The organism is Oryzibacillus soli (genome assembly GCF_051594765.1).
GTDB lineage: Bacteria > Bacillota > Bacilli > Paenibacillales > NBRC-103111 > Paenibacillus_AR.
The window spans coordinates 308206-330884 of the sequence record NZ_JBPPGJ010000002.1 but is presented as its reverse complement, the minus strand read 5'-3'; the positions used below and the strand labels follow the sequence as shown (position 1 = coordinate 330884).

20 protein-coding genes are annotated in these 22679 nt (G+C 50.0%); 19 read left to right on the top strand and 1 reads right to left on the bottom strand.

The window, feature by feature from the left end:
• The first annotated feature begins 21 nt into the window (after positions 1-21).
• Genes thiL through tsaD form a run of 5 tightly spaced genes read left to right on the top strand, consistent with a single transcriptional unit; the run spans position 22 to position 4035 of the window.
• Positions 22-1059: a thiamine-phosphate kinase gene (gene thiL / locus ACSEXW_RS03435; protein ID WP_438444692.1), complete on the top strand. Its 1038-nt coding sequence runs from the start codon at positions 22-24 to the stop codon at positions 1057-1059.
• Positions 1060-1095: 36 nt separating this feature from the next.
• Positions 1096-1596 (top strand): tRNA (adenosine(37)-N6)-threonylcarbamoyltransferase complex ATPase subunit type 1 TsaE, encoded by a 501-nt coding sequence (gene tsaE, locus ACSEXW_RS03430; protein WP_438444691.1) that lies wholly within the window; start codon positions 1096-1098, stop codon positions 1594-1596.
• Positions 1580-2452 carry a tRNA (adenosine(37)-N6)-threonylcarbamoyltransferase complex dimerization subunit type 1 TsaB gene (gene tsaB, locus ACSEXW_RS03425; RefSeq protein ID WP_438444690.1) on the top strand — a complete coding sequence of 291 codons (873 nt, stop codon included), beginning with the start codon at positions 1580-1582 and terminating at the stop codon, positions 2450-2452. The genes tsaE and tsaB overlap by 17 nt, the downstream gene beginning before the upstream one ends.
• Positions 2453-2484: 32 nt before the next feature.
• The gene (rimI, locus tag ACSEXW_RS03420) at positions 2485-2964 is read left to right on the top strand and encodes a ribosomal protein S18-alanine N-acetyltransferase (RefSeq protein ID WP_438444689.1); all 480 of its coding nucleotides are present in this window, start codon (positions 2485-2487) and stop codon (positions 2962-2964) included.
• An 18-nt stretch (positions 2965-2982) separates the two neighbouring features.
• Complete coding sequence (tsaD, locus tag ACSEXW_RS03415) at positions 2983-4035, top strand: tRNA (adenosine(37)-N6)-threonylcarbamoyltransferase complex transferase subunit TsaD (RefSeq protein WP_438444688.1); 1053 nt, start codon at positions 2983-2985, stop codon at positions 4033-4035.
• 819 nt (positions 4036-4854) lie between these two features.
• Here tsaD and ACSEXW_RS03410 read toward each other — a convergent pair.
• Positions 4855-6873 (bottom strand): ABC-F family ATP-binding cassette domain-containing protein, encoded by a 2019-nt coding sequence (locus ACSEXW_RS03410; protein WP_438444839.1) that lies wholly within the window; start codon positions 6871-6873, stop codon positions 4855-4857.
• 252 nt (positions 6874-7125) lie between these two features.
• Here ACSEXW_RS03410 and ACSEXW_RS03405 point away from each other — a divergent pair, with 252 nt between their 5' ends.
• The 14 genes from ACSEXW_RS03405 (at position 7126) to ACSEXW_RS03340 (ending at position 22674) form a co-directional block, all read left to right on the top strand.
• Positions 7126-7773 carry a 5-formyltetrahydrofolate cyclo-ligase gene (locus ACSEXW_RS03405; protein ID WP_438444687.1) on the top strand — a complete coding sequence of 216 codons (648 nt, stop codon included), beginning with the start codon at positions 7126-7128 and terminating at the stop codon, positions 7771-7773.
• Entirely contained in the window at positions 7742-8224 is a 483-nt protein-coding gene (gene moaC / locus ACSEXW_RS03400; protein ID WP_438444686.1) for a cyclic pyranopterin monophosphate synthase MoaC, read from the top strand. Before ACSEXW_RS03405 ends, moaC begins: the two co-directional genes overlap by 32 nt.
• Before the next feature lie 71 nt (positions 8225-8295).
• Positions 8296-8790, top strand: coding sequence for a MogA/MoaB family molybdenum cofactor biosynthesis protein (locus ACSEXW_RS03395; protein ID WP_438444685.1), 495 nt, complete (start codon positions 8296-8298; stop codon positions 8788-8790).
• Positions 8791-8901: 111 nt separating this feature from the next.
• Positions 8902-9153 (top strand): twin-arginine translocase TatA/TatE family subunit, encoded by a 252-nt coding sequence (gene tatA, locus ACSEXW_RS03390; protein WP_438444684.1) that lies wholly within the window; start codon positions 8902-8904, stop codon positions 9151-9153.
• A 42-nt stretch (positions 9154-9195) separates the two neighbouring features.
• The gene (gene tatC, locus ACSEXW_RS03385) at positions 9196-9960 is read left to right on the top strand and encodes a twin-arginine translocase subunit TatC (protein ID WP_438444683.1); all 765 of its coding nucleotides are present in this window, start codon (positions 9196-9198) and stop codon (positions 9958-9960) included.
• Between the two features lie 335 nt (positions 9961-10295).
• On the top strand, positions 10296-10577 hold the full coding sequence (groES, locus tag ACSEXW_RS03380; RefSeq protein WP_438444682.1) for a co-chaperone GroES: 282 nt from the start codon (positions 10296-10298) through the stop codon (positions 10575-10577).
• A 61-nt stretch (positions 10578-10638) separates the two neighbouring features.
• On the top strand, positions 10639-12276 hold the full coding sequence (groL, locus tag ACSEXW_RS03375; RefSeq protein WP_438444681.1) for a chaperonin GroEL: 1638 nt from the start codon (positions 10639-10641) through the stop codon (positions 12274-12276).
• A 321-nt stretch (positions 12277-12597) separates the two neighbouring features.
• Positions 12598-13365: a tyrosine-protein phosphatase gene (locus tag ACSEXW_RS03370; protein WP_438444680.1), complete on the top strand. Its 768-nt coding sequence runs from the start codon at positions 12598-12600 to the stop codon at positions 13363-13365.
• 28 nt (positions 13366-13393) lie between these two features.
• Complete coding sequence (locus tag ACSEXW_RS03365; RefSeq protein ID WP_438444679.1) at positions 13394-14725, top strand: sugar phosphate nucleotidyltransferase; 1332 nt, start codon at positions 13394-13396, stop codon at positions 14723-14725.
• Between the two features lie 120 nt (positions 14726-14845).
• Positions 14846-15838 carry a GumC domain-containing protein gene (locus ACSEXW_RS03360; protein ID WP_438444678.1) on the top strand — a complete coding sequence of 331 codons (993 nt, stop codon included), beginning with the start codon at positions 14846-14848 and terminating at the stop codon, positions 15836-15838.
• A 22-nt stretch (positions 15839-15860) separates the two neighbouring features.
• Positions 15861-17804 (top strand): polysaccharide biosynthesis protein, encoded by a 1944-nt coding sequence (locus tag ACSEXW_RS03355; RefSeq protein ID WP_438444677.1) that lies wholly within the window; start codon positions 15861-15863, stop codon positions 17802-17804.
• 18 nt (positions 17805-17822) lie between these two features.
• On the top strand, positions 17823-20213 hold the full coding sequence (locus tag ACSEXW_RS03350) for an O-antigen ligase family protein (RefSeq protein ID WP_438444676.1): 2391 nt from the start codon (positions 17823-17825) through the stop codon (positions 20211-20213).
• A gap of 131 nt (positions 20214-20344) precedes the next feature.
• On the top strand, positions 20345-21577 hold the full coding sequence (gene murJ, locus ACSEXW_RS03345; RefSeq protein ID WP_438444675.1) for a murein biosynthesis integral membrane protein MurJ: 1233 nt from the start codon (positions 20345-20347) through the stop codon (positions 21575-21577).
• Entirely contained in the window at positions 21574-22674 is a 1101-nt protein-coding gene (locus ACSEXW_RS03340; protein ID WP_438444674.1) for a glycosyltransferase, read from the top strand. The genes murJ and ACSEXW_RS03340 overlap by 4 nt, the downstream gene beginning before the upstream one ends.
• Positions 22675-22679 lie beyond the last annotated feature (5 nt).

The following is a 22679-nucleotide window of genomic DNA, read 5'->3' as shown; positions in this document are numbered from 1 at the left end:
ATAAGGATCGGAGGGATCGCCATGCCCGGGCTGGATGAATTCGGGTTAATCCGCATGCTGACGTCCGGCCGGACTCCGTCGGGTGCCGATACCGGAAGCGGCGTGGCTGTGGGCATCGGCGACGATGCGGCGGTGCTGAACGGCCGGCCCGGCCGTCAGTGGGTCGTCTCCTGCGATACGATGGTGCAGGAGATCCATTTTAAACCGGAGACCATGACCTACGGCGCCATCGGCTTCAAGGCCATGGCATCCAATATCAGCGACATGGCGGCGATGGGGGCTGAGCCCCGGTTCGCCGTCATCGCCCTGTCGGTGCCGAAGGAAGTACCGGAGGAGCGGCTGCGGGAGCTGTACGACGGACTGTACGAATGTGCGGACCGGTACGGGGTAGCCATCGTGGGCGGCGACACGACGGGGCATCCAGGCGGCTTGACGGTCACCGTTACCGTCATCGGCGAGGTGGAAGCGGGACGCGCGCTGCTGCGCTCCTCCGCCAAGCCCGGTGACACCGTATTCGTCACCGGACCGTTGGGGCTGTCGGCCGGAGGCCTGGATGCACTGCTTCGCAGAGGCGGCAGCGCCTATGATGCTTCGGGCATGCCGGAGCATTGGATTCCCCTGGTGCAGGCGCACCAGCGTCCGCTGCCGCAGGTGGAGGCCGGCCGTATTCTGGCGGAGAGCGGACTGGGGCGGGCGTTGAACGATGTAAGCGACGGGCTGGCCAGCGAAGCCTGGGAGCTGGCGGAGGCCTCCCGCTGCACGCTGCTTCTGGAGGAGGCGTCCCTTCGGATCACGCCGGAGCTGGCCCGGTACGGGCAGGAAGCCGGCAGGGATCCATTGGAGTGGATGCTCTACGGGGGCGAGGACTATCAGCTGGTCGGTACGGCGGTAGCCGCCGATTACGTCCTGCTGGAGGAGCTGTTCGCCGAACGGGGGCTTGCGCTCCATGCCGTCGGACAGGCTCTTCCCACGGAGAACGGGGAACCGGGCGTGCTGCTCCGGAGGCGGGACGGCAGCCTAACCCCGCTGGGCAAGCGGGGATACAATCATTTTCAATAACGGGCCACCATAGATTGGAACGAGGAGGAGACCGGCGTGGAACAGAAGCCGCATTCCTATCAATTTGATTCCCGGGGCGAAGCGGATACGTACCGCTTGGCCAAGGAGCTGACCCGGCTGTTCGTGCCGGGCTCCATCATCGGCCTGGACGGCGACCTCGGGGCGGGGAAGACGACCTTCTCCAAGGCGGTGGGCGAGGCGCTGGAGGTGCAGGAGACCGTCAACAGTCCCACCTTCACCATCATCAAGGAATATGAAGGACGGACCATGCCGTTCTATCATATGGACGTCTACCGCATTTCCTTGGAGGAGGCGGAGGACATGGGCTTGGACGATTATTTCTACGGCGACGGCGTGACCTTGGTTGAATGGGCCTCGATCATCGAGGACCTGATCCCGGAGGAGCGGCTGTCCGTCTATATCGAGAACACCGGCTGGACGGAGCGGCGGTTCCATCTGGCGCCTGTAGGGGCCGTCTACGAGAAGTGGTGTTCGGTACTGAAGGAGCAGGGACTGATCCATGAAGAGCATGAATAGAAACAGGGAAGAAGGCGGTCTGCGCCTGCTTGCCTTGGATACGGCTACGGCCAATATGTCGGTGGCGCTTCTCGAGGGAGGCGTCACGAGGAAGGAAATCGATACGGCGGCGGAACGGAACCACTCGCTGTATCTGCTCCCCTCGGTGCTGGAGGCGTTGGAGGATCTGGGCTGGACCACGGAGGAGCTGCAGGGTATCGTTGTCGGCCGGGGGCCGGGCTCCTACACGGGGGTACGGATCGGCGTTACGGCGGCGAAGACGCTGGCTTGGGCGCTGCGGGTGCCGGTAGCGGGCGTATCCACGCTGGAAGCTATGGCCGGCGGCGCTTGTTCGGCATGGAGCCGGGAATCGTCCCGGGTCAGTTCCCGCGAAGACGCCGGCTCCGGAGTAGGCATGGCAGACCTGGGCTGTTGGGTCGTTCCGCTTATGAATGCCCGTCGGGGGCAGGCTTTTACCGCATGGTTCGAGAAGTCCGGAAGCGGAGAAGCCGCCGAAGACGTGTTCGCCTCGGGCTGGTCCCGAAGGCAGGAGGACGGCATCCGCTTGATGGAGCGCTGGGCCGGAGAGCTCCTGGAGGAGCTTCGGCATGCGGACCGGAAGCCGGACACTGTGCTCTTTACGGGGGAGACGGAATGTTTCGCCGAGCTCCTGTCGCAGTTCGCCGCTGAGGCGGAGGAGTTGGGGATCCGGACGGCCGTACTGCCGTATGGGGTGCAGGCCCGGTATATCGGACAGCTTGGGGCGCTTCGGTTTGCCGCAGGAGATGTGGACGACGTGCACGGGCTGCTGCCGAATTATACACAGCTTCCGGAGGCCGAGGTCCGTTTGCTTGCCGCGACGGGCGTGAAGAAGTAGGACGACTTTACAGGGAATCAGGAGGGAGCGGTATGGAGCTTCCGGTTAGAGGCTTGGCAGACGCGCAGGATCCGTCCTTTCGCCCCATGCGGGTGGATGATATCGAGACCATATGCGAGATTGAGGTGGAGGCCTTCCCGACGCCGTGGACGGCAGGGGCGTTCCATAATGAGCTGACGAACAACCATTTTGCCCATTACCTGGTGATGGAGATGGAGCGCCGCATTGCGGGTTATGCCGGCATGTGGATTATCATGGACGAGGCCCATATTACGAATATTGCGGTGCGCTCTCCCTTCCGCGGCCGGGGCTGGGGCGAGCGTCTCCTGACGGAGCTCCGGGCGAATGCCAAGAAGCTGGGAGCCCGGCGCATGACGCTGGAGGTCAGGGTGACCAACCGGGTAGCCCAGAACCTGTACGAAAAAATGGGCTTCCGCTCCGTCGGAGTGCGGAAAGGCTACTATACGGACAACAACGAGGATGCCCTGATCATGTGGACGGACATCCTGTAGGGAACGGTGGAATCGAACATGACAGACCATAATGGACGGGAGCCGCAACCGCGGCCCTGCCTTCTCTTAGCCATCGAGACCAGCTGCGACGAGACCTCTGTCGCGGTGGTCGAGGACGGACGGACCATCCGGTCCAACATCATCTCCAGCCAGATCGAGACGCACAAGAAATTCGGCGGCGTGGTGCCGGAGGTGGCGTCCCGCCAGCATGTGGAGAGCATCACCTGGATCATCGAGGAAGCGGTGGACCGGGCGGGCATCACGCTGGCGGATGTGACGGCCATTGCCGTAACCCAGGGACCCGGGCTGGTGGGCTCGCTTCTGGTGGGTCTGGTGGCAGCCAAGTCGCTGGCGCTGGCGCTGCGGGTTCCCTTGATCGGTGTCCACCACATCGCTGGGCATATCTACGCCAACCGCTTCGTGGAGGAGATCCTCTACCCCAGCCTGGCGCTGGTCGTCTCGGGCGGCCACACGGAGCTGGTGGTGCTGGAGGCTCCCGGCCAATTCCGGATCATCGGGCGGACCCGGGATGATGCAGTGGGCGAGGCCTATGATAAGGTAGCCCGCGCCTTGGGGCTGCCCTATCCCGGCGGCCCCCATCTGGACCGGCTCGCCCACGAGGCGGACGGGGCGCTGAAGCTGCCCCGGGCCTGGCTCGAGCCGGAATCCTACGATTTCAGCTTCAGCGGGCTGAAATCGGCGGTGCTGGCCGCGCTGAACCAGGCGCGGATGAAAGGGCAGGACCTTGCCCCGGCCCACGTGGCAAGGGGGTTCCAGGACTCCGTCATCGACGTATTGACGGAGAAGGCCATGCGCGCCGCCACGGAGTTCGGCGCGAAGCAGCTGCTGTTGGCCGGCGGCGTGGCGGCCAACAAGGGCCTGCGCACAGCGCTGGCGGAACGGTGCGGGAGGAGAGGCCTCCCGCTGGTGGTTCCGCCGCTTGCGCTGTGCACGGACAACGCGGCGATGATCGCCGCCGCGGCGCACTTGAAGTGGGAGAGAGGCGAATTCGCCGATCTCTCCCTGAAGGCGGAAGCCCTCGTGTCCCTCGAGGGCTGGTCGGTGAAGTGAAGCGGCACGGCGTTGCGGGTACGCGGACAGTGGGGCCTACCCCGTGCGGGTACGCTGTCCCATTTTGGGAACACAACGATGCCCGTGACCTGGAGAAGACGCTTGGGAGAGAACGCTGCCCAAGCGTCTTTTTTGATGGGGAGGTACGGCGCAGACTTCTTCTACTAACCGAGGGGTTGAAGAAGATATTAACAGGTATCGGTATCTTTTTGTGGATACAGTTATGCACAGGGTGTGTTGATATTGTGGATATGTGGGGAAAAGCCGCGATTTTCAAGGAGCAGTTACCCACTTTCCTGCGCGAAACCTGTGTAAAACGCAATGGTGGATACTGGGGATATTGGGGATAATATTGTGAAGAACTCCAAGGACTCCACTTGCAGGTTGTGGAAAAGTTCAGACAATTCAAACATTAGCTATGTGGATAAGACGCTTTTGGACGAAGTTATCAACAAGGGACAACTCTCATTGGTTTGATAGCACCCTTTGTTTGGTTCACACACCTTAGGTTCTCCGGATCGCACCACACCCGACGCTTCACCGAAGAAATGAAGGCCGCCGATGGCCTTCATTTCCCAAGGACCACGCGTCCTCTCGCTGGAAGGCCCTCCATGGCCTTCATCCCCAGCACCGTGCTACCCCAGACGTCTCCTCGCCGAATGAAGGCCGCCGATGGCCTTCATTCCTCCAGGACCACGCGTTCCTCTCGCTTGAAGGCCCTCCATGGCCTTGAGCCCTCGGCCCTGCGTGCCATCTCAGGACCTCCGCCCATAAAGACGCCAAAAAGCCGGACTCGGATAACCCAAGTCCGGCCTTCGCTTATTCCATCATGCCCTCCCAAGCCGCGTAGGCTTGCTCCAGCTCCAGCTTCCGCTTGTCGATGGCCTCGTTCTTCTCCTGGACCAGGACGTAGTCCTGATACACCTCGGGCCGCGTCAGCTCCTCCTCGAGAGCGGCGATCTCGCCCTCCAGCCGGGCGATGTCCTGCTCCAGCTGCTCGAGACGCCGCTGCCGGTTCCGCTCCTCGCGCTTGGCCTGCTTGTCGGCCTCATAGCTGCCCTTACCGGCAACCGCCGCCGATGGGCCGCCCGCACCGGCCGACTCTGCAGCCGCCGCTCCTCCGGCAGCCGAACCCGGGGCGCCGAGCCCTCCGGCACCCTTCGATGGGCCGGGAGCACCGGCTCCTCCGGCGGTACCGCCTCCTTCGGCCAGGAACTCGGCCTGCTCCAGCTTTTTCTCCAGATAATCGTCGTAGTTGCCCAGGTAACCCGTGATGCCGTCGGGTGACAGCTCCAGGATCCGGTCCGCCATCTTGTTCAAGAAGTATCGGTCGTGGGAGATGAAGAGCAGGGTGCCCTCATAGTCCATCAGGGCGGCTTCCAGCACCTCTTTGCTGTAGAGATCCAAGTGGTTCGTCGGCTCGTCCAGGATCAGCACGTTGGCATTCTGCAGCATAAGCTTGGCCAGCGCGACCCGAGCCTTCTCTCCGCCGGAGAGGGAGGAGATCCGTTTGAACACGTCCTCGCCGCTAAAGAGGAAATTCCCCAGTACGGTCCGGATCCGGGCCTCCTCCAGATGGGGATACTCGTTCCAGACCTCGTCGAGCACCGTATTAACCGGGTTCAGGCCCGATTGCTCTTGATCATAGAAGCCGATCTGAACGTTGGTGCCCCAATAGTACGTTCCCATGGCCGGCTTCAGCTGGCCGGTGAGCACCTTCAGCAGGGTGGACTTGCCGATGCCGTTGGGACCGATGAGAGCGGCCGTATCTCCGCGCGACAGCTGGAAGGTGGCGTTGCGGAAGAGCATCGGACCGCCGTCGAAGGAGACAGCCAGGCTGTTGGCGTCCAGAACGTCCCTCCCGGATTTCTGTCCGGCCTCGAAGCTGAAGGAGGCCCGCTTCAGGTCTCCCATCGGCTTGTCGATCCGGTCCAGCTTCTCCAGCGCCTTGCGCCGGCTCTGGGCCCGCTTGGTAGTGGAAGCGCGTACGATGTTCTTCTGGATGAAGTCCTCCATCCGGGCAATCTCGTCCTGCTGCTTCTCAAACTGCTTCATTTGGCTCTCATATTCCGCTGCCTTCAGGTCCATGAAGCGGGTGTAATTGCCGGTATAGCGCTTGGACTGGTGCCTCTCGATCTCGTAGATGACCGTGACCAGAGCGTCTAGGAAATACCGGTCATGGGACACGACCAGAATGGCACCGGGATAGGAGCGCAGATAGCCCTCCAGCCAGGTCAGCGTTTGGATGTCCAGGTGGTTGGTCGGTTCGTCCAGCATCAGCACGTCCGGCTGCTGGAGCAGCATCTTGGCCAGAGCAAGCCGAGTACGCTGTCCGCCGCTCAACGTGGAGATCACCGTTTCGGGAGGGAAAGTCCCGAAGCCCATGCCGTGCAGGATACTGCGGATCCGGGATTCCATCTCGTACCCGCCCTTCTCCCGGAACCATTCCTGCCGCAGGGAGTACTTGTGCAGCAGCTCCTCGTAAATTCTCTCATCCTCGTGGATCTTCGGGTAGGCCATGGCGGCTTCCATCTCCCGAAGCTCGCGTTCGGTCTCCAAGAGGGGAGTGAACACATCGAGCATCTCCGCCCAGATCGTACGGTCGGTATTCAACCCGCTGTTCTGGGCCAGATATCCGACACGAACCTCTTTGCTCTTGAAAATTTCGCCGCTGTCATATGACATTTCCCCGGAAATGATCTGTAATAATGTCGATTTGCCGGCTCCGTTGACGCCGACTAGACCGATGCGCTCCCGGTCTTGAACTTGTACGGTTATGTTCGACAGCACCGCGCGGGTGCCGTAGCTTTTGGTAATATTCGATGCCTGCAGCAAAATCGCCATTACGTTATTCCCTCCAACATGCTGACCCTATCCTATGATTCCGTTCCTATATCAGTGTACCATATCCGGCCTTCTTCCTCACTACGGAGTACGGCTATAACCGAACATTCCGGAGATGGGGCTGTTGGAATGGCCATCGTGCACCCTTTTTTCACACTCCCGAAGTTATGTTACAATAGAAGGAAGACATTTAGGAACAGCTGCGGACAACGGTCATCCGGCAATGGCCCAAGGAGGGAACCCAACATGGCACCGGACAAAAGCGTGCTTCGCCGAAGCGTTCTGAAGCTGCGGGAGAGTCTGGACCCCTCGGAGCGGCGGTTGAAGTCCGAACGCTTATGCGGACGGCTCCTGTCGGTATTGGCGGATCATCCCGGCTTGGCCGGCGGAGGGGGCCTGTTCATGTACATGCCCTTCGGTCATGAGCCGGATATTTTTCCGGTGGCGGAATGGTGCTGGAAGCAGGGAATTCCTGTCATCGTGCCGAAAACCATACGGGAGCCCCGCCGGCTCCGGCTTCACCGGATCCAGGGCCCGGAGCTGCTGGCTCCCGGCACCTGGGGCATTCCGGAACCCCTCGCAGGGGCTCCGGAAGCCGATGCAGGGGACATCGTGGCGGTGTTGGTTCCGGGAGTTGCATTCGATCGCTCCGGCGGAAGGCTTGGTTACGGAGGCGGGTATTATGACCGTTTCTTCGCTGAGCTTCGCCAGGCGGGGAGGAAGCCGCTGAAGCTTGCTCCGGCCTTCGAGATCCAGCTCGTGGAGGAGGTTCCGATGGAGCCGCACGACGAGCGGATGGATCTGATCATGACGGAGACGGGGCGTTACGAACCGGATTCAACCGGACAGGAGGAACAACAGGATGGCGGAGCAGGACAACCTGACGCATTTTAACGATCAAGGCCGCGCGCGTATGGTGGATATCTCGGACAAGCCGGTGACGGAGCGCTCCGCCACGGCGGAGACCACCGTGAAGATGAAGCCGGAGACGCTGGCCCGGATCAAGGAGGGCGGCATCGCCAAAGGGGATGTAAGAGCGGTCGCCCAGGTAGCCGGCATCATGGCCGCGAAGAAAACCTCCGATTGGATCCCCATGTGCCACCCGCTGGCATTGACGGGCGTCAATATCAGCTTCTCGGATAACGGCGTGGATGAGCTCTATATTGAAGCCACCGTCCGAATCACGGGGAAGACCGGGGTGGAGATGGAAGCTTTAACGGCCGTAAGCGCCGCCGCCTTGACGGTGTACGATATGTGCAAAGCAGCGGATAAGGCTATGGAGATCGGGCCGACCCGTCTCATGGCCAAGAGCGGCGGGAAGAACGGAGATTTCCAGAGAACGTAGAGGTCACCATAAGAACCGCTGGATCGGATAGAGCGGGATGAGACGAGTTTGACGGTAGGGAGGAGCTTTCCATGCATTTTCGAGTGGGCATACTGGCAACAAGCGACCGCGGCGCCCGCGGGGAACGGGAGCATACGAGCGCACAGGTCATCCGGGAGCTGGTGGAGGAAGAGCTGATGGGGGAGATTGTGGAATACCGCATCGTCCCCGATGAGAAGCCGGAGATCATGGCGGCTTTGATTGAGATGACGGATTATTATCAGGCCAATCTGATTTTGACCACCGGCGGCATCGGCTTGAAGCCCCGGGATGTGACGCCGGAAGCGACGCTGGAGGTTGTGGATCGCCTGGCACCGGGCTTTGCCGACGCGATTCGGAGCGCATTGCTGGCCAAGACTCTGCCGCATGCCATGTGCATGCGAGGCATCTCGGGTCTTCGGGGTCAAACCTTGATCATTAACCTGCCTGCAGATCCTAAGGGCGTGCACGAGAGCTTCGCCGCTATCATGGATTTCCTTCCGGAGGCGCTGAGCCAGCTGCATGGCTTCGACGTCGGTTTCGACTAGAACATCCGATTGATTGGCAGCACCATTAGCAGTACAATGGAATGGATTCTATCTGATAGAAGCTCTATGGAACGGGTGAGCCGTTCCCAAGACGAATAAGGAGATGGCATTATGTTGAACGGCATCGGTCCTACTGGTATTATCCTGATTATTCTCGTAGCCCTGCTGCTATGGGGGCCGAACAAGCTTCCCGAGCTGGGCCGGGCCTTCGGCCGCACCCTCCGGGAATTTAAGGAAGGCGCCAAGGACATCATGGAGGATGACTCCTCCAAGTCCCGCAAGGATGTCCGCCAAGACGAGCCCAAGCTTTCCGAGTCCCGTTCGGAGAAGTCCGAGGACACCAATCGCCGTCTGCCGGACTAATCGAGTCTTCAACTTAACGACGACAGCCGGGTGGGTGTAGGTATGGAACAAGAATCCATGGCGCTGGTCGATCATCTGACAGAGCTTCGCAAGCGGATTATCTGGGTGATGCTCGTCCTCGTCATCAGCTTGATCGGCGGTTTGATTGCCGCCACGTATGTGCTCGATTATCTGAAGAGCGTTCCTCCGGCGAATACGATTCCGTGGCACGCGTTCTCCCTGTGGGACGGAATCCGGATCTATATGCAGTTTGCGTTCGTCCTGAGCTTGGTCGTGACGCTGCCCTTCACCATGTATCAGCTGTGGGCCTTCATCAAGCCGGGGCTGAAGGAGCATGAGCAGAAGGCAGCGCTGCGCTTCGTTCCGTTCTCCCTGCTGCTGTTCGTAGTGGGGTTGGCTTTTGCATATGGGGTCGTGTTCAAGATGGCCGTCTACTTCACCTCCAAGGTGAACAAGAGCATGGGTCTGACGGAGACCTACGGCATCAGCCAATATTTCAGCTTCATGTTCAACATCGTGATTCCCGTAGCCCTCTTGTTCGAGCTTCCGATTCTGGTCATGTTCCTGACCCAGCTTCGGATCCTGAACCCCGGACGCCTCCGCAAGATGCGCCGGGTCGCCTATCTGATCCTCGTCATCGTTGGCACCATGATCACGCCGCCGGACTTTATCTCGGATCTTTTGGTGGCGGTTCCGCTCATTCTGCTCTACGAATTCAGCGTGCTGCTGTCTGCCCGGATCTACCGCAAGCAGCTGCAGAAGGATCAGCAGTGGGAAGAGGAGTTCTACGCCAAGGAAGCACGCTAAAATCAAGCTCCTCCGGGATGGCCGGAGGAGTCTTTTTATGTCGTTCGGCTAAGACTATGTCCAGGGCGATGGCTTGCGAAACGTGGATTTTGCTGGAATAAATTCGCTGCGGGTGGAGAGAATGAAGAAGGTGTTTTGTTTTGGGGTTAAGGTCTGGAAGAGTGGTAGAAAAGGTGGGCGAACATACATTTTTTTCACGTAAAGGACTTGCAAAAAGATCCCAAACTGATTATCATAAGAATTGTTGTTAGCACTAACCATGTTCGAGTGCTAACAAGGTGAACAGAAAGTTCCTTCCACCAAACCAATCCAATTATCAAGGAGGCAATTGATCCATGATCAAACCGTTAGGCGACCGCGTAGTGATTGAAGCCATTGCGAAGGAGGAGACCACGGCGAGCGGCATCGTACTTCCCGATACTGCGAAGGAAAAGCCGCAAGAGGGCAAAGTCGTTGCTGTAGGCAGCGGCCACCTGAAGGATGGACAACGCGTTGCGTTGGAGGTTAAAGAAGGCGACCGCGTTCTTTTCTCCAAGTATGCCGGTACCGAAGTGAAGTACCAAGGGCAAGAGCTGTTGATCATGCGTGAGAGTGACATCCTGGCCGTACTGGGCTAATATAGAGCACCGAAGGCTTGTGCCGTACCTTTAATCTAACAATTTCAGGAGGTTTCCATACATGGCGAAAGATATCCGTTTCAGTGAAGAAGCCCGCCGCGCAATGCTCCGCGGTGTGGACACCCTGGCTAATGCTGTCAAAGTTACTCTCGGTCCGAAGGGCCGCAACGTGGTGCTGGAGAAGAAATTCGGCAGCCCGCTCATCACCAACGACGGTGTGACCATCGCGAAGGAGATCGAGCTGGAGGACGCGTTCGAGAACATGGGCGCTCAGCTGGTTAAAGAAGTCGCAACCAAGACCAACGATGTAGCGGGCGACGGTACCACCACCGCAACCGTTCTGGCTCAAGCGATGATCCGCGAAGGCCTGAAGAACGTAACCGCCGGTGCGAACCCGATGGTCATTCGCAAGGGCATCGAGAAGGCAGTACGCGCTGCTGTAGAAGAGCTGAAGGCTATCTCCAAGCCGATCGAAGGCAAGCAATCCATCGCGCAAGTGGCTTCCATCTCCTCCGCTGACGAAGAGCTGGGCCAACTGATCGCCGAGGCTATGGAAAAAGTGGGCAACGACGGCGTCGTAACCGTTGAAGAGTCCAAAGGCTTCGTCACCGAGCTGGAAGTCGTTGAAGGTATGCAATTCGACCGCGGCTACCTGTCCGCTTACATGGTTACCGACAGCGACAAGATGGAAGCGGTTCTGGACAACCCTTACATCCTGATCACCGATAAGAAGATCACCAACATTCAAGAGATCCTGCCGGTTCTCGAGAAAGTGGTTCAACAAGGCCGTGCGCTTCTGATCATCGCAGAAGACGTAGAAGGCGAAGCACTGGCAACCCTGGTGCTCAACAAACTGCGCGGCACCTTCACTTGCGTAGCCGTCAAAGCTCCGGGCTTCGGCGACCGCCGCAAAGCCATGCTGGGTGACATCGCTGCCCTGACCGGCGGCCAAGTGATCACCGAAGAGCTGGGTCTGGATCTGAAATCCGCCCGCATCGAGCAGATGGGCTCCGCCCGCCAAATTCGCGTCACCAAGGAAAACACCATCATTGTCGACGGCAACGGCGACAAGAAGGACATCGGTGCCCGCGTACAGCAGATCCGCGTTCAATTGGAAGAGACCACTTCCGACTTCGACCGCGAGAAGCTGCAAGAGCGTCTGGCTAAGCTGTCCGGCGGCGTAGCCGTCATCAAGGTCGGCGCCGCTACCGAAACCGAGCTGAAAGAGCGCAAGCTGCGCATCGAAGACGCCCTGAACTCCACACGCGCTGCTGTGGAAGAAGGCATCGTCTCCGGTGGCGGTACCGCCCTCGTGAACGTATACAACGCTGTAGCCGCTGTTCAAGCAGACGGCGACGAGAAGACTGGCGTGAACATCGTGCTGCGCGCTCTGGAAGAGCCGGTACGCACCATCGCTGCCAACGCGGGCCAAGAAGGCTCCGTCATCGTTGAGCGCCTGAAGAAGGAAAAAGTAGGTGTAGGCTACAACGCCGCCACCAACGAGTGGGTCAACATGTTCGAAGCCGGCATCGTCGACCCGGCGAAGGTAACCCGTTCCGCTCTGCAGAACGCGGCATCCGTCGCAGCCATGTTCCTGACCACCGAAGCAGTCATCGCCGACAAGCCGGAAGAGAAAAAAGCCGGCATGCCGGATATGGGCGGCATGGGCGGCATGGGCGGTATGGGCGGCATGATGTAAGAAGTACCGCATCAAAAGGAAGAACCCTCGAGCGATCGAGGGTTCTTTTCTTTATTTCGGACCCGATTTCCCTCCTTTAACGAAAATGTCGATGTAAAGTGCCTCTAGGGATTCTGGTCTATGATATACTTAAACCTAGTAAATGGTTGTATTTGTGAGCGGCGAAGCAGGGCGAAGAAGAACGGTAGCATTGGTGTAAGCGGATATCACGTAGGACATCCATATGGCCTGAATAACAAGTGAGGGGCTTGAAACAATGAAGAATTCAGGGCAAGGGGATACAATGGTTCCATGTAATATGAATTGATTGGAGGCGTACAAATGATCGATATTCATAGCCATATTTTACCCCAGATAGATGATGGCGCCCAGGACTTGGCCGAGTCCGTCGAGATGGCCAAACTGGCTGTTTCGGAGGGGATTACCGACATTATCGCGACTCCACATCATGCTAATGGAAAGTGGATGAACGAAGCCGATCAAGTGGTGGAGGCTGTGCAGCTGCTTAACCTGCACTTGGCTGATGAGGGAATTCCATTAATTGTTCATCCCGGTCAGGAGATTAGGGTCTATCCGGATCTCATCGACGATTATCAAACAGGGAAGCTGCTTCGTCTGAATCATTCCCCATATATGCTGCTCGAGCTGCCTTCCTCCAATGTTCCCACATATATGGAGGATTTGTTGCATGAATGCAGCGTAGCAGGAATCATACCGGTCATTGCACATCCCGAGAGGAATAGAGAACTAGCAGCGAATCCAAGAATGCTTCACAATTTTATTGAGTTGGGAGCGTTAACTCAAGTTACATCCCACTCCATTAACGGATTATTCGGTTCGACAATACAAAAGCTGTCTCTTAGTTGGTGCAGATCGAACTTAGTACATTTTATTGCTTCAGATGCACACAATTCGAAACAGAGGAATTTCCAGCTAGGGGCTGCTTACCGTAGAATTGACAAGGAATTAGGGTCATTACATTCACGGATGTATCAAGAGAATGGAAAATTGCTCCTTCTAGGAAATCAGATTGAGGTTCACAAACCAATTATTAGAACAAAGAAATGGTTTTTTTTCGGGCTTAGATGACTATTATATCAGAAGGTTGTGACATCCATTGAAGCTTATACTCTTATCAGGAGGCTCAGGCAAAAGATTGTGGCCTCTCTCTAATGATTCAAGGTCTAAACAGTTCTTGAAGGTGCTTCCAAGCCCGCAGGGGGAGCCGGAATCTATGGTGCAGCGAATCTGGAGGCAATTAACGGAAGCACGTTTAGAGAAGCATACTTACATTGTTACGGGTAACGATCAAAAAGAAATGATCTATAACCAATTAGGGGATCATAATAACCTAATCATTGAACCGGAACGTCGGGATACATTTGCTGCCATATTATTATCCATGAGTTATTTACATACATGTACAGATATAACTGAGGATGAAACCGTAGTGGTTATGCCAGTAGATCCCTATGTGGATACGTCCTTTTTCTCAGTTTTACACCAATTGAATGATATCGTTCAACAAACAGATGTGACCCTTGCCTTAATGGGTGCCAAACCAACACATCCGTCCGAAAAATACGGCTATATCGTTCCAGAAAAAGATAACGAACTTCTATGTTATCATGCAGTCAAACAATTTATTGAAAAGCCGGCGGAAGCAGTGGCTAATCGGCTTATTTATGAAGGGGCATTATGGAATTGTGGAATTTTTGCTGGAAAGCTGAAATTCTTCCTTAACTTAATCACGAACCGGAATTTACCGCTTTCATACCATGAACTGCTTCAGAAATATGGTATTATTCGCAAAGTTAGCTTCGATTACGAAGTGGTGGAGCGCCAGAAGAATATTGCGGTTGTTCCATATATCGGGAATTGGAAAGATCTTGGAACTTGGAATACATTAACCGAGGAAATGCAAAAACCCATTGTAGGGAAAGGAATTTGCAGCAGGGATTCCTTGAACACCCATATTATTAACGAGTTAGATATACCAATCGCGGTGCTTGGTGTATGTGATCTTGTGATTGCGGCAAGCCCGGATGGAATCCTGGTCGCTGATAAAGCTCAAAGCCCGCGAATAAAGGAAGTGTTGGATTCTTCCGTAGAGCGTCCGATGTATGTTGAGCGATACTGGGGATGGTATAAAGTACTGGAATACGGCAAGAATCAACAGGAACAGCAAGTGCTCATCCGCCGCGTATGCATAATGGAAGGGAAGTCGCTTAGTTACCACAAACATCTGAAGCGGGAAGAATTATGGACATTCACCTCGGGAAATGGGGTAGTCATACTTGAAGGGGAGACTATTCCTGTTCAGGCTGGTTCTCAAATCCGAGTATCCCGCGGCATGTGTCATAGTTTACAAGCACTGTCAGAAGTACAGTTGATCGAAACTCAGTATGGAGAGGAAATATTGGATGAGGATATTTATAGAGTTGAATGATTTATGGGAGTACCAATATTTGTATTGAGGTTGATCCTAGATATTTATATCGTTATACTACAAATAGAGAAAAACGATGAGTATTGTCTATTTATCATAGGATAGGAGTTAAAATCCGACATGAAAAGAGATTTAACGATATTAGATTTTATCCAAAGCGTATATAAAGCTAGATTATTCATTGTAGTTACGGTTCTATGTGTGGTCTCTGCGACGTCCATAGTGAATTTCATCTTTATTAAACCCAACTACGAAGCCGTTTCTCTGGTGAAGGTTAATTTTGATGAAAAAGGGCAAAAGGGATTTATTTCCCTACCCGAAGAGATTCGAAGCGATATTGTTATTACTAAAGTGATTAAAGTATTGAATCTTAGTGATTCCTATGACATTAATCGATTAAGAAGCAATATGGTGATTCAAGAATATAAAACCTCCAACTTAATTATGATCAAAGTTAGAGGAGAGAATAAAAAGCAAATTACAGACATAACCAATGCTTTAGCTTCTGAACTCGCTGCCAAAATTGAATTGACAGATCGATTGGATAAAAACGCGGCATATAACAACAAATCGTTAGATCTTAAACAGACAATCGCTGCAACTGCGAGTGAAAAAAACACCATTGAAAAGGAATTGTCTCAAGTACCAGAAAAATTAGTGAATGTAAAAGCTGTAGCGGATGAACCGTATATGCAATCCATTTTAAATGACCAATTAAATATAACTAATAAAAATACAGGTGCATTAAAAATATCGTCTGAAGAAAGTAATCCTTTATACTTTAATTTGAAGGCAAAGCTAGCTGAACTTACTGCATCTTTAGCTAAATTAGATGCAGAAGATAAAGATATCAATGCCAAAATTAAAGAAAATACCGAAGTTGTAAATCAACTAATTAACGGAAATAACGAACTAAATAATTTAACATCGTTAACTTACAATACTGGGTATAAATCAGTAATTATTAATCCTGCCTTGGAGCCTAATTTACCTATAGGTTCATCAAAAGTAGTAAATATTATTTTGTCGGGAATTATAAGTGCATTTTTGTCGGTTATTGCCGTGATTGTATGGGCGCAAATTCGTCGATTGAAGGCTATGCTTCAGCAATAGCTTGCGGAAGAGAGGTTACTCTATGAATAAAATACAAAGAACCATAACGATTCTTGTTTTCGATACATTGATTATTGCACTGTCTGTTATCGCTGCCTATTTGTTGCGATTTGATTTTACCATTAACGAATCATTTGTTGGAACCATTCCATATGTGACGGGTTCATTAGTATTATTTACATTGTGTTTCTTAGCATACAACAAAATTTATAAATCCTTATGGAGATATACCAGTGTAAGTAATGTACTTTCTATTGCTAAATCTATTATGTTTGCGGCATGCGCCTTTTTTGTACTACATAATTTTGTAGTACATTATTTTTATGTAGATCTTGTAGTACCGCGTAGTATTTATTTGCTGTACTGCATGATAGCGAGTATTACATTAGGTGGTTCCCGTATCTTCTGGAAAGCGATAAAAGATACTCACTCAAGAAAATCCCCGCATCAGCTAGAAACCATGATTGTCGGAGCTGGTGATGCAGGAGCATTGGTTCTGAAGGAACTCAAAACAGAGAAATCTGATTTTTACCCTGTTTGCTTTGTTGATGATGATCCAAAGAAACAAGGCATGGAGATTCTTGGGATACCTGTTGCAGGGCATCGGATGAATATTGAATCGATTGTTCAACAACGCAAAATTAAGATTATCATTTTGGCTTTACCCTCTGCCAGCAAAAGTGAGATTGCTGAGATTCTTGAAATTAGCAAGAGAACAGGCTGCAGTATAAAAATACTGCCTCGAATAAATGATATCTTCAGCGGAAAAATCTCAATTAATATGATTCGGGATGTGGATGTTGAGGATTTATTGGGAAGAGAACCGGTTAAGGTTGATTTTCAAGAAATTAAACACTATATTATTGGGCAAACTGTCCTGGTAACGGGTGCCGGAGGATCGATAGGGTCTGAATTGTCCAGACAAATTGCATCATTTTCTCCAAAAAAGCTGCTTTTATTGGGTCATGGGGAAAATAGTATCTATGATATTGAGCTGGAACTTCGAAAGAAATATCCAGACTTAGCAATAGAGCCGATTATCGCTGATATACAAGACTTTGACCGGATAGAGCACGTTTTCAGTACGTATTCACCTAAAATAGTTTTTCATGCAGCCGCTCATAAGCATGTCCCGTTAATGGAGAAAAATCCGATTGAAGCTATCAAGAACAATGTATTCGGTACAAAAAACGTTGCGGAGTGCTCACATTTGTATGGTGTAGCTCGTTTTGTCATGATTTCAACAGATAAAGCCGTTAATCCAACAAATGTAATGGGAGCTACAAAGAGAATTGCCGAAATGTTAATTCAATCCATTAATGCTATAAGTGAAACCCAATTTGTCGCAGTAAGGTTTGGAAATGTACTAGGAAGCAGAGGAAGCGTTGTCCCAGTATTCAAAAAGCAAATTCAAGAGGGTGGTCCTGTCACCGTCACCCACCCAGAGATGGTGAGATATTTCATGACTATCCCAGAAGCCGTACAATTGGTTCTTCAGGCCGGGACCCAAGCAGAAGGTGGAGAGATTTTTGTGCTGGATATGGGTAAACCAGTGAAAATTTCAACCCTCGCCACCGATCTAATCCGACTTTCAGGCTTAGAGCCTAATAAAGATATTGATATTGTGTACACGGGAATCAGGCCCGGCGAAAAGTTATTTGAGGAAATATTGACGAGTGAGGAAGGAACGGGTGTTACTAAGCATGACCGAATATTCGTCGGTAAAATTACAGGAGTTCCTGCAAAGGAAAGTTTGGATTTCCATTTGAGGAAATTTGATAAATTTTTCAACAAAAAAGATGTAAATGAAGAAGCATTGCTGGAGATAAAACGTTTATTGCATCAATTAGTTCCTACTTATAAATGGAATATGGAATCGGCAGGCAGTGCACGAACACAACAGGAAGCTCTTCAAGCTTCACTTGAAATCGTAGCATCAATTGAACGAAAGTTCCAAAAAGGGTAGAGAGGACGCTAAATAACGATGGCTTATAGCAAATTACATGGTGTTAAGAAACAGCAACCTATTACTTGGTTGTCCGGAATGCAATTAACATTCACATTAGTTATATTATTGGCCTTTCCTTTTTACAAAGGCTTATTTAATGGATTACAACCTAGTTTTGATAAGCCAATACTTGTGTTTTGCGCGATAGGTTCCGTAGCGTTATTGACTCTCTCTTATGCGTATTTCCAGGTTAAGATGAAATTCAATCGCAATAACATATGGATATATATCATTTGGCTTTTGCCGCTTTGGTATTTAATTTCGGCTCTGTGGTCGCCTGCTTCCTTCTATTCGGCTATTCTCTCTACATTATTACAAATTAGTTATGCCACTACTTTTGTTGTTGGATTTATTTTATTCAGTAACCAAACGTCTCAGAAAATTATTACCTATGCACTATTATCTTCCAGCTTGATGGTAATGATTTTCGGTTTATGCAATTGGTATGGGTTTTCCAATTATACAGATGCCGTACTTCAAGGCACACGCTTATCAAGTGTATTTCAATATCCCAATTCATATGCAGCCTACTTAACGGGGCTAGCCTTAGCTCTTTTGATCTTTATCATTCATGCAAGAAATCCTATTCGAATACTATTGGGTTCATTCTTTATTACACCCACTTTGTTATCTATCTTCCTAACCGGTTCGCGGGGAGCAATTGTTTTATTGCCTTTTATTACGGTGATATTGCTCGTATTTCTTAACAGACGCAAACAATTGTTACTGTTGGCTTATTTGCTTCTTGCTCTGGGTGGTACACTCACTATTTTTACCACCCATACGAATATACGAACAGTAACAACATTTATGAAGGAACAGGTTAGTACTAGTTTGCTGCTGTTACTTCTTGTTTCAGCAGTTATAGCAGTATTATTCTATTTACTTCATAAATTTACGCTAACTGCTAAAAAAGAAGACATTTCTATTGGGTTTAATAAAAAGCAACTTATGATCCCATTAATCCTATGTCTTATTTTTGGGATCGGTGCTGGACTAACCTTGACCAAGAATACAGGATTCTTAATATTGCCTGATATAGTGGAATCAAAATTCACTGATATTAATTTCGAACAAGATAGCGTTCTTTCACGAGCTTACATTTTTAAAGATTCAATAAGCATAGCAAATGATTATCCTATATTTGGTGCGGGTGGGGGAGCTTCTGGGAAACTATCAGATCAATATTCCAGTTATCCATATATAAGTAAGCAATCGCACAATTACTATTTACAGCTATTGGTTGAAGTGGGATATCCGGGTTTTTTAATTACATTGGCATTACTTATTACTGTTTATTGGGTATTAGCTACTGGATACCATAAAAAAATGGAGAAGGAATTTTATCCCTACTTGATTGTTTTCATCTTTTCTTTTTCCATATTGGTACACAGCCTCATTGATTTTGATATGAGTTTTGCTTACTTGTCTTTTATAGTGTTTCTATCATTAGGCTGTATTTACGCAATGAGCAATCATGTAAAAGCTCGGTCAGACAGTCCCGATCCATCCACTGTCTCGTCTTTCATAGCAAAATGGCATAATAAAAGTCTTTCTGCTTCGTTGGTCGTAGTAGCGATACTAGTGTTATTTGTATCCGTTCGATTTGTCTCTGCCAGTAATCATTTCGATAAGGCAAATAAAGCTTTAACCCAGAATCAATTGCAAGACTTTATTACTCATATTAATAGATCGATAGATTTGGTTCCTTCAAACTCTTATTATTCTTATTTAAAAGGTACGATATTCATGCAAGTCTTCAAACAAACAAAAGATAATAAATATATCCAAGAGGCTGGAAATACACTTGATAAAGCCACCAGGTACGACCCTTTCGATAAGCAAATATACGAAACGAAGTTTCAAGCTTCAATCGCTCAAGGTGACCTTAATAAAGCCCTTCTGTTGACTAGTGAATATCTTCCCCATGATAAATGGGACATTAAACTGTATGAACGGCTTGTTTCTCTGAATTATGAAATGGGTGTGCAATCGAAAAATGGTGGGAAGGATCCTAATTCTTATTGGAAAAAGGGTATCGATGTTTATAACGATGTTAACATAAAGACCAAGCAATTAATGGAGTTTAATAAAAACATTGTTATGATCAGACCGTTTTACTTAACACCAAGTATCATATACGCAGCAGGAAGTACTTATTATGCCATGGGGGATTATGCTACTGCAGCAAGAGTGTATCAGTTTGGAGTTGTAGATGATATGAGTAACGAATTAACCAAATCAATAATTAGACAGTATTTGATCTCCTTGAAGAAAAGTAACCAAAGCGATCCAGTCTGGTATGATAAGTTTGTTAAGATATATCCATCTGAGGTTCAGGAAATCGAAAAGTATACTAAGCCATGATAATAAATTATTGCACCAAATTATTAGTGAAAGTGAAATTGATGCTGTCCCAGCCTTTGTTACGATCCATTATATCTGTAACACTAATTACAATCGTGGCAAAAGTTGCCTTCACAATTAAAGAGTTAGTAGTGGCAGGTTATTACGGCACCAGTGATGAGCTTGATGCTTTTTTAGTAGCATTTGTCGTTCCGTTATTTGTTCTGAATATATTGACGTCATCATTTAATGGTTCTTTAATACCGACATATATCCGAGTTAAAATGCAGGAAGGATTAGTGCCTGCTAAGAAGTTACTGGTTACATTTATAATTGTTAATTTCATCGGGCTCGCTGTAGTAGTTGCACTGCTCTATTTATTAGGAGCGCCGATGATTCACCAGCTCTATTCAAGCTTCTCCGAAGAAAAATTGGAGTTAACGCTAAGATTATATTGGGGGCTTATTCCGGTTATCTTTTTTAGCGGTATGGGATCTTGCTTCACTGCAGTACTGAATGCGAACGAGCATTATAAACTTGTCAGCTGGGTAACAATAACAAGCCCCTTAGTAATTATTTCGTTCCTACTATGGAAGGGAGCGAATGTAGACTACCTAGTTTATGGAACTCTCATAGGAGTCATATTCGAAACCTGCTTGTTGTTTTTATATACGCTTAAATTGAGGTTGCTTGCGCCTTTGAAGTGGTACGGATTAGATCATAATATCCGGGAAGTTGCAAAACAGTATTTCCCCATGATTGTAGGTTCCATTCTTCTTGGAAACATGACTATAGTGGACCAAACTATGGCGGCAACATTAGACGAAGGCAGTGTAGCAATACTAAGCTATGGGGGAAAGATCATTAGTTTAGTTGCAGGTGTATTCGCTTTGGCCTTAAGTTCGGTTCTTCTTCCGCATGTTTCGAAGCTAGCCGCCAATAAGGAATGGATATCGCTTAAAGAAGCGGCGAAAAAACATACATTGTATATTTTATTATTCTCAATTCCGATTATGTATGCAATTATATTAAGTTCGGATTGGATAGTAAGAATCCTATTCGAAAGAGGGGAATTTGCCGCGGCGGATACCAACAGAGTTTCAATAGTTCAGCGCTGCTTAGCTGTACAAATTCCATTTTATATTGCAGGAATTTTCGGTTCCAGATTGCTAAGTGCGTTAAATCACAATAGTCGCATGATGTGGATCAATATTGGCAGCTTAATATTCAATATTGTCCTAAACTACATTTTTATGAGACCATTAGGAGTTGCAGGGATTGCGCTTTCAACTTCGTTTGTTTACTTTATATCTTCAGTACTTATCTTTACGAATGTATTTTTGATTGTTCAAAAGAAATCTCAAGAAATGAAAGGACAAATATGAGAATTGCCTTTCTAATCAGGTCTCTTCACCGTGGCGGTGCTGAAAGACAACTCGTGGCACTGGCCAATGAATTGAACAAATTAGGTCACCAGATCACGATATACATTTTTTATTCTGGTGGGGAATTTGAAAGGGAGATTGAGGGAAGAGGTATACAACTCGTCAATCTGCGAAAGAAGGGGACATGGGACCTTCTATTTCTGGGTAGGTTTATCCGGGAAATAAGAAAATTTAAGCCGGATTATTTGCATGGCTATTTGACAACCTCGAATATTATCTGTAGTTTATTAAAGTGGCTATGGCCTAAGACTAAGATTGTATGGGGAATTCGTTCATCTCATATGGATTTAAAACAGTACAGTTGGCTCTCTGCAGTAAATTACTATATTGAAGCGAAAATTTCAAGATTGCCAGACTTAATCATCACAAACTCTCATGCTGGGAAATTAACTTGTATCCAAAAGGGATTTCCTGCTGAAAAGATAGTTGTAGTATCCAACGGGATTGACACTTCACACTTTTATCCCGATGTAAGGGATAAATCGGTCTTGAAAGAGCAATACAAATTAAGGTACAAGGTCATTGGTATTGCCGGACGGATTGATCCAATGAAGGACCATTTTACCTTTTTTGATGCTGTGAAACGGCTTTTCGAAAAAGGGAATATCTGCAACGTGATCTGTGTGGGAGACGGCCCATCGGATTATGCACTCAAATTGAAAGAATATGTTACATCAATCGGTATGGAAGCTCATGTCACATGGACCGGTGCTCAAAGCCAAATGAAAATGTATTATAACACCATGGATGTTCTTGTATCTTCATCCTATGGAGAAGGCTTCTCCAACGTAATTGGTGAAGCAATGGCCTGTGGTGTACCATGTGTCGTGACTGATGTCGGGGACTCTGCATTAATTGTTCGCGAGTCAGGAATTGTAGTAAAGCCTAAAGACGCTGCTGCAATGGCTGACGCTATCATCAAGATTTTAGATAACGGTAGTCATTATTCTAAAATGGCAAGAGAACGGATTGAAGAACATTTTAGTCTTACTGCATTGGCTCAAAACACAGAGAGAGCTCTTAAGAGCATTAGGTGAGCTAT

Bases quoted from the DNA above. Each gene is read 5' to 3' on its own strand.
- thiL (WP_438444692.1), top strand. From the start codon at position 22: ATGCCCGGGCTGGATGAATTCGGGTTAATCCGCATGCTGACGTCCGGC.
- tsaB (WP_438444690.1), top strand. From the start codon at position 1,580: ATGAAGAGCATGAATAGAAACAGGGAAGAAGGCGGTCTGCGCCTGCTT.
- rimI (WP_438444689.1), top strand. From the start codon at position 2,485: ATGGAGCTTCCGGTTAGAGGCTTGGCAGACGCGCAGGATCCGTCCTTT.
- tsaD (WP_438444688.1), top strand. From the start codon at position 2,983: ATGACAGACCATAATGGACGGGAGCCGCAACCGCGGCCCTGCCTTCTC.
- ACSEXW_RS03405 (WP_438444687.1), top strand. From the start codon at position 7,126: ATGGCACCGGACAAAAGCGTGCTTCGCCGAAGCGTTCTGAAGCTGCGG.
- moaC (WP_438444686.1), top strand. From the start codon at position 7,742: ATGGCGGAGCAGGACAACCTGACGCATTTTAACGATCAAGGCCGCGCG.
- ACSEXW_RS03395 (WP_438444685.1), top strand. From the start codon at position 8,296: ATGCATTTTCGAGTGGGCATACTGGCAACAAGCGACCGCGGCGCCCGC.
- tatA (WP_438444684.1), top strand. From the start codon at position 8,902: ATGTTGAACGGCATCGGTCCTACTGGTATTATCCTGATTATTCTCGTA.
- tatC (WP_438444683.1), top strand. From the start codon at position 9,196: ATGGAACAAGAATCCATGGCGCTGGTCGATCATCTGACAGAGCTTCGC.
- groES (WP_438444682.1), top strand. From the start codon at position 10,296: ATGATCAAACCGTTAGGCGACCGCGTAGTGATTGAAGCCATTGCGAAG.
- groL (WP_438444681.1), top strand. From the start codon at position 10,639: ATGGCGAAAGATATCCGTTTCAGTGAAGAAGCCCGCCGCGCAATGCTC.
- ACSEXW_RS03370 (WP_438444680.1), top strand. From the start codon at position 12,598: ATGATCGATATTCATAGCCATATTTTACCCCAGATAGATGATGGCGCC.
- ACSEXW_RS03360 (WP_438444678.1), top strand. From the start codon at position 14,846: ATGAAAAGAGATTTAACGATATTAGATTTTATCCAAAGCGTATATAAA.
- ACSEXW_RS03355 (WP_438444677.1), top strand. From the start codon at position 15,861: ATGAATAAAATACAAAGAACCATAACGATTCTTGTTTTCGATACATTG.
- ACSEXW_RS03350 (WP_438444676.1), top strand. From the start codon at position 17,823: ATGGCTTATAGCAAATTACATGGTGTTAAGAAACAGCAACCTATTACT.
- ACSEXW_RS03340 (WP_438444674.1), top strand. From the start codon at position 21,574: ATGAGAATTGCCTTTCTAATCAGGTCTCTTCACCGTGGCGGTGCTGAA.